The organism is Luteibacter sp. (genome assembly GCF_051958795.1).
GTDB lineage: Bacteria > Pseudomonadota > Gammaproteobacteria > Xanthomonadales > Rhodanobacteraceae > Luteibacter.
In genome coordinates this window covers 1-6,717 of sequence record NZ_JBQCFT010000242.1, presented here as the reverse complement: position 1 = coordinate 6,717, position 6,717 = coordinate 1, and the positions used below count along the sequence as shown (strand labels likewise).

The following is a 6,717-nucleotide window of genomic DNA, read 5'->3' as shown; positions in this document are numbered from 1 at the left end:
CTGTTTTTGGGGGGGCTCGCGCGGGGGTTGTGTGTTTGTCGCCACCACCCCCATGCCCCCCCCCGCCCGCTCCCACAAGAGGCGACTTAGTGCGACGAGACGAAGATCGCGTCAGCGAAGGCTTCAGGAAGGGCAAAGCTCTCCCGCATGCGACGCGCTTCCGCCGCAGGCGTAGCGCCGAACAACCTGCGGAATTCACGGCTGAACTGCGAGGGGCTCGTGTAGCCAACAGCGTGGCTTGCCGCTTCGGCAGTAAGCGACTGCCGCACCATCAGCAACCGCGCCTGGTGCAGGCGCGTCGACTTGACGTACTGCATCGGCGAGACCTGGGTGATCGCCTTGAAGTGGCTATGGAAGCTGGGTGTGCTCATGCCGGCTTCGCTGGCGAGTCGCGCAACATCGAGCGGTTCCGCGTAGGACGCGTGGATAAGTCGCAGCGCGTGGCTGATGCGGCCGAACTGGCCGCGCAGGGCGAGGGCGCTGCGCATGGCGCTTCCCTGCGCGCCGGTGAGGACGCGGAAGTAGAGCTCGCGGAGCAGGGCGGGGCCGAGCACCGCGGCATCGAGCGGACGTTGCAGGGCCTCGAGGAAGCGCAGTACCGAGCCTTGCATGGCTTCATCCATGGGCGTGGACATCATGCTGCGTGGCGCTTGCACCGGTTCGGCCGTGCCTTCGCGGTCGATCTGTTCCGCGACCTCGGCGGCTAGCGCGAAATCGAGATGCAGGTAGATCGCGAGCAGCGGCCGCTCGGGCATCGCGTCGGTTTCCATGGTGAAGGGGACGGGTACCGACACGGCGAGGTATTGGTGTTCGTCGTAGAGGTAGAGCTCGTCGCCGAAGTAGCCACGTTTACGGCCCTGGCAGACGATGACGATGCCGGGGTCGTAGAGCACCGGGGTGCGTGCGAGCGCTCGATCGGAGCGGAGAATCCGCACACTGGGAATCGCGGTGAGGTTGTAGCCCTCAACGGGAGCGAGCGCACGCAGCAGCTCTATCGTCCGGGCCTGGCCGGGCGAGCGGGTCGATGGCGTGACTTGGCGGGTCTTCTTCTGGGTCATAGGAATAGGCAAGAAAATGAGCCTATCGCGGCTTATCCGTTGAAAGGTATGGGTGGATTATGCACTCCTCGCCCCCGAACGGAGAAACCCCCATGGCAACCCGGAAGATCATCCTCATCACAGGCGTCAGCAGCGGCTTCGGCCGCGCCCTGGCGCAGGAAGCCCTGACCCAGAGACATATCGTGGTCGGCACGGTGCGTAGCGTGGCGGCTAAGACCGAGTTTGAGGCGCTGGCGCCCGGGTCGGCGTTCGGCCGTGTACTGGATGTCACCGACTTCGATGCGATCGACGGCGTCGTCGCGGAGATCGAGCAGAGCGTCGGCCCCATCGATGTGCTCGTGAACAATGCGGGCTACGGCCACGAAGGCATCATGGAGGAGTCACCGCTGTTCGAGATGCGCCGGCAGTTCGATGTGAACGTGTTCGGCGCCGTAGCGATGATGAAGGCCGTGCTGCCCTTCATGCGCGGCCGCAGGCGCGGCCACATCCTCAACATCACCTCGATGGGCGGGTACATCACCATGCCCGGCATCGCTTACTACTGCGGTAGCAAGTTCGCGCTGGAAGGGATTTCCGAGACGCTCGGCAAGGAAGTGGCACCGCTGGGTATCGCCGTGACGGCCGTGGCTCCCGGTTCGTTCCGGACCGATTGGGCAGGCCGGTCGATGGCGCGCACGCCGCGTTCCATCGCCGACTACGACGCGCTGTTCAATCCGATCCGCCAGGCGCGAGAGGACAAGAGCGGCAAGCAGCTCGGCGATCCGGTGAAGGCGGCGCGGGCCATGCTGGCGGTGATCGAGGCGCCGAACCCGCCGGCGCATCTGCGGCGGGGCCGCGATGCGTTGAAGCTGGTGCGGGACAAGCTGGAGGCGAGCAGTGCGTCGATCAGTGAGTGGGAGACCCTGACCGTTTCCACGGACGGCTGACCGTAGGAGCCCACCCTGTGGGCGACGCCGTTCGCGGAAGAGCAACAGGATGCGCTGTCGCGAAAGATGTCGCCCACAGGGTGGGCTCCTACGGGGAGCGCAGCACGAGTACGACCAATGCGACGACGGGAACGGCCAGCAGTGCGCACGCTGCGAATTGCCATGCCGGACCCGCGAGTAGTGCGAGTAGCAGTCCGCTAAGAACGCAGGCCGCCATGCAGAGCGGGAGGCCGATGAGGCCGCGCGGGCGCCGGCTCACGAGATCACCTTGGCCGCAGACGGGACGCGCGTGCCGCGCCGCCCGATCCACAGGTAGACGCCTGTGAGCAGCACAAGGATCGCGCCGATGTCGAACACGAGCCACAGCAGCTTGAGTGGCAGCCCGCCGTAGTCGCCGAAGTGCAGCGGACGCGAGACCTCCAGCGCCGTGAGGTAGCCGGGGAGCTTCGCGCCATCGAGCACGGTGCCGGACGTGGCATCCACCAGCACCGGTACCAGCAACTCGCGGGTGAGCGGCTTGTCGCCGTGCAGCCACACAAGGTAATGGTGCGGGTGATGTCGCACTTCACTCGGGAAGAGGATGCTGGCGACGGTCTCGCCCGGGTGCCGCTTCAGCGCCTCGTCGACGGCGTATTGCACGGGTACGAGCGCACCGCCCGCTCGCGCATCGCCGGTCGCGGCGTGCATGTGTGCCACGTCCGTGGCCTGCCACACGGCGAACAACGGCTTTTCCAGCGTGTTGATCACGCCGGTAACGCCGACCACACCCAGCCACGCCAGCAACACGATGCCCACGACATTGTGCAGGTCGAGCCAGCGCAGCCGGGGATTCCCGCGCAGGCGTAGCGTCCCCGCACCGGCACGCGGCGTGAACGGCCCATACAGCACGACGCCCGAAACGAGCGCGGCGATAAACAGCAGCCCCATCACGCCGAGCAGCAACGTGCCAGGCAAGCCGACGGTGAGGCTGCCGTGGATCGACAGCATCACGTCCATGAACGAGATCTTCTGCGCGCCGCCCGCGCGCTGGTCCTCGATCACGGCGCCGCTGTGGCGGTCGAACTTCACCCAATGGAATCCGCCATCGGCATGATCGATCAGGCCGATCGTCGCCATGCCCAGGTCATCGTCGGGCAGCGCGATGAAGTTGGTCGCATCACCGGGATAAGAGGCCCGGGCGGAAGCGAGCAGCGTATCGAGTGGCAGCACGGGAGTGCTCGCCGCTACTTCGGCCGAATGCGGCTCACCCAGCGCATCGCCGATCTCATCCTGGAAAATCAGCGGCAAGCCGGTCAGGCACAGCACCAGCAGGAACAGCGTGCACACGAGGCTCGACCACGTGTGCACGAACCGCCACCGCCGGATGGCGGTGGCGGATAGCGCACGGTGTGGCCGGGTCACAGCGATTTGCGGATGGTGAGCATCGTGTTGCGCGGGTCGCCGTAGATGCCGAAGTACGACGCGGGCACGCGGGCGAAGTACTTGCGGTCGAACACGTTGTTCACCGTCAGCGTCAGCAGCCAGTCGCGGTCGAACTGGTAGCCGACCTGGCCATCGAATACGGCGTAGCCCTTCTGCGTGATCGTCCCGCGCGTGGTGCTGCTGAGGACGCGAGCGCCGCCACCGACGCGGAAGCCGTGCGGGTTATCGCCTTCGAAGCGATACACGCTCCACAGCTTGAAGGTCTTCTTCGGTTCTTCCGAATCGAACACCTGGCCCTGGCTGCTCGCATCCTTGATGTAGCGGGTGAGCAGGTAGGTGTAGCCGGCCTGCAGGTCCCAGCCCGCGGCGAGGCGCCCGCTCACTTCCGTTTCCCAGCCCTGGCTTTCGGCCTTGCCGGCGGCGATGAAGTAATTCGGGTGATCGGGATCATCGTAGGCACGGTTCTGGTCGCGCAGGCGGAAGGCCGCGAACGAGGCGGTGAGGCGGCCATCGAGGAACTCCGCCTTCAGGCCGGTCTCGTACTGCCTGCCGGTGCGCGGCTTGAGCGGGGTACCGCTGAAGGTGAGGTTGTTCTGCGGCACGAAGACCGTGGTGTAACTGGCGTACGCCGAGAGCCAGCGGTTGATGTCGTACACGACGCCCACATACGGCGAGGCCTTGTGGTCGACATCCGGCGCGTCGGTCCATTCGCCCAGCGGAACCGGCGAGCCCGCGCGGCTCTTGCTGCGGTAGTTGGTGAACTGGCTGCCCAGCAGCACGCTCCAGTTTTCCGCGGGATGAATGCGCGTCGCGGCGTAAAGGCCGTACTGCGTGGTCTCGGTCAGGCTGCGGCTATCGAACGGGATCTCCGGGTAGGCGATGCCACCCAGGTCCATGACATCCGCGCCGCCCGGCACGTCGAAGCCGCCGCTCCAGCTATCGGCGGTCTGCCGTGCATAGTTGAAGCCGACGATAAGCTGCTGGGTGCGTCCGAACAGCTCGTACGGCCCGGAGATGTTGAGGTCGGCGCCGGTCCAGCTGCCGTCCGTGTACTGGCGCTGCAGCCAGTATTCCGCGTGGTTATCCGGCTCGACCAGGCCATCGATGTAGCCGTACTTCGAGGCATCGGTGGTCGTGCGGCGATCGATGTTGAGCTTGCCGTGCCAGTCGTTGCCGAAGTCGTGGTCGAGTTCGGCGTAGTAGTCGTTGAGGTTCGGCTTGTCGTAGCTCCAGTCCGTGCCATAGAACTGCGAGCGCGGCGCGTTGAGCGCCTGGCCATGGGGCGGGATGCCGTACACCGACTGGCCCCAGTCCAGCGGGCCATTGTGTTCGTGCTGGTAAGCCGTCGACAGCGTCAGCATCGTGTCCGGCGCCAGGTCGAACTCCACGACGCCATAGAAGAACTGGTGGCGCGAGTTGGCCTTGTCGTAGAAGTAATCGTGGTCCTGCGCGGAGATCACCGCGCGGCCACGGATGGTGCCCGTGCTATTGAGCGGCGTGCTGCCGTCGAGCGTGGCCTGGTAGGTGTTCCACGAGCCGGCCGACACGCTGCCGCCCCAGCCGGCCTGTTCCAGTGGGCGCTTGCGCACCAGGTTCACGGTACCGCCCGGGCTGCCCTGGCCCTGCAGGATGCCGGCGGGGCCGCGGAAGATTTCGAGGCGGTCGTACATCGCGAGGTCGAACTGCGACTGGTACTGGAGGCCGTTGTTCGCGGCGATGCCGTCGAACTGCACGTCGGGCTGGTAGCCACGCGACTGGAAATACGAGGTGCCCACGCCGTACGGCACGGCGGTGATGCCGGTGGTGCGGTTGAGCACGTCGTACACGCTGACCATGTTCTGGTCATCCATGCGCTGGCGGGTCACGACCGAGATGGAGCTGGGCATTTCGCGCGGGGAGAGCGCGAGCTTGCCGAAGGAAACCTCGTTGGCCGCGTAGCCCTCGGTCACCCCGTGCACGTTGACGCTTTCGAGGTCCTCGACCTTCTTGTCTGCGCTACGACGGCGCGGTGCGCGCGGGCTGGCCGCTGCGGCTGCGGCTGGTGCGGCGGCAGGGGTGCGCGCGAAGCCGGTGCGGACAAGGCGCACCGAGCCATTGTCAGCCGCCTGTGCCTCGAGGCCCGAGTTGGCGAGCACGCGCTTGAGCGCATCGCCGGTCGCCAGCGGGCCATCCACAGCCGGTGCCTGAAGGCCGGCGGTCAACGACGCGTCGTAGACCAGCACGGTATCGCTCTGCTCGGCCAGCCGGTTCAGCGCCTGGGCGAGGGGGCCGGCACTGATGTGGAAGTCATGGGTGGCCTGGAGTGACCCCGGCGCGGCGGCGAACGCCGTGACGGGAAGGAGCAGGCCGAGGGCGAGGCTCAGGCGGTGCAGGCGGAAGGCAGGAGCGACCGGCGAACCGGTGAAACGAGGGCGCATGGTGGGGTCCGATGAAGAAATGAGGATCAATCTCATTCCTATGACGGATGAGGAGGGCGAATGAGGACGTTGCCGGACTAATTTATTTCGCGCTGTTTGTGGGAGTGTGCGTTGGGCCCATTGGGGGGGGGGGGGCCCCCACACGGGGCACCGCCAACCCCCCAACAAAAAAGGGGGGGAGGGGGACGAACAGGCCCGGGGCCACGTGGGTCGCATGGAGGCCGAGGTTGGTTTCGATGGCGCGCAACGCCGCCAGTGGGTCGTTGGTGCGGAAGACGCCGCTGACCCGGCGCTTCCCGGCGGCGTCATCGACCAGGACAATGCGGCCGGGGTAGTAGCGGTTGAGTTCGGCGACGACTTCCTTGAGCGGGCGGTCGACGAACATCAGCCGGCCGCGGGTCCAGGCCATGGCCGCATCGGCATCCACGGGCGTGACGCGCGGGGTCGCGTCGTCATCGGCCAGGGTCGCACTTTCGCCTGCGCGGAGAACGGCCTTGCCGCCTGTCGTAGCCACTTCCACTTCACCGCTGGCAACGACCACATCGGTTGCGTCGCCGTTGCGCCTGAGCTGGAACGTGGTTCCGACGTCGGTGACCACGACGCGGCCCGCACGCACGCGGAAGGGGCGCGGATCGTTGTGGCCAACCTCGAATGACACTGCGCCGGCGAGTACCTGCACATCCCGCCACTGCGGGTCGTCATGCAGGCTGATGGCACTCCCGGTATCCAGTTGCGCCGTGCCGCCGCCCGCCAGCGCGATGCGCTGGGTTTCGCCAACGGCCGTGGGCGCCACAGGGCGCCGGGCGGCCCGGGGGCGCCGGGGTTGGCACCCCACCATCAAAAACACACAGACCCCGCACGCGGCCAGCAACCCCAGGTGCCGCCCCGTGGCCG

Annotated in this window: 5 protein-coding genes; 1 reads left to right on the top strand and 4 read right to left on the bottom strand. The window is 66.8% G+C overall.

The window, feature by feature from the left end:
• Positions 1–86 precede the first annotated feature (86 nt).
• Positions 87–1,070, bottom strand: coding sequence for an AraC family transcriptional regulator N-terminal domain-containing protein (locus ACTHLF_RS12085; RefSeq protein WP_440327593.1), 984 nt, complete (start codon positions 1,068–1,070; stop codon positions 87–89).
• A gap of 80 nt (positions 1,071–1,150) precedes the next feature.
• Between ACTHLF_RS12085 and ACTHLF_RS12080 the strand changes: the two genes are divergently transcribed.
• Positions 1,151–1,984, top strand: coding sequence for an oxidoreductase (locus ACTHLF_RS12080; RefSeq protein WP_440327592.1), 834 nt, complete (start codon positions 1,151–1,153; stop codon positions 1,982–1,984).
• 255 nt (positions 1,985–2,239) lie between these two features.
• On the opposite strand, the gene ACTHLF_RS12075 is transcribed toward ACTHLF_RS12080, so the two are convergent.
• The 3 genes from ACTHLF_RS12075 to ACTHLF_RS12065 form a co-directional block, all read right to left on the bottom strand.
• On the bottom strand, positions 2,240–3,331 hold the full coding sequence (locus ACTHLF_RS12075; protein ID WP_440327591.1) for a PepSY-associated TM helix domain-containing protein: 1,092 nt from the start codon (positions 3,329–3,331) through the stop codon (positions 2,240–2,242).
• Positions 3,332–3,381: 50 nt separating this feature from the next.
• The gene (locus ACTHLF_RS12070; protein WP_440327590.1) at positions 3,382–5,823 is read right to left on the bottom strand and encodes a TonB-dependent siderophore receptor; all 2,442 of its coding nucleotides are present in this window, start codon (positions 5,821–5,823) and stop codon (positions 3,382–3,384) included.
• 82 nt (positions 5,824–5,905) lie between these two features.
• Entirely contained in the window at positions 5,906–6,616 is a 711-nt protein-coding gene (locus tag ACTHLF_RS12065; protein ID WP_440327589.1) for a FecR family protein, read from the bottom strand.
• Between the last annotated feature and the right edge of the window lie 101 nt (positions 6,617–6,717).

Excerpts from the sequence above, each read along its gene's own strand:
- ACTHLF_RS12080 (WP_440327592.1), top strand. The coding sequence starts at position 1,151 with ATGGCAACCCGGAAGATCATCCTCATCACAGGCGTCAGCAGCGGCTTC.
- ACTHLF_RS12070 (WP_440327590.1), bottom strand. The coding sequence starts at position 5,823 with ATGCGCCCTCGTTTCACCGGTTCGCCGGTCGCTCCTGCCTTCCGCCTG.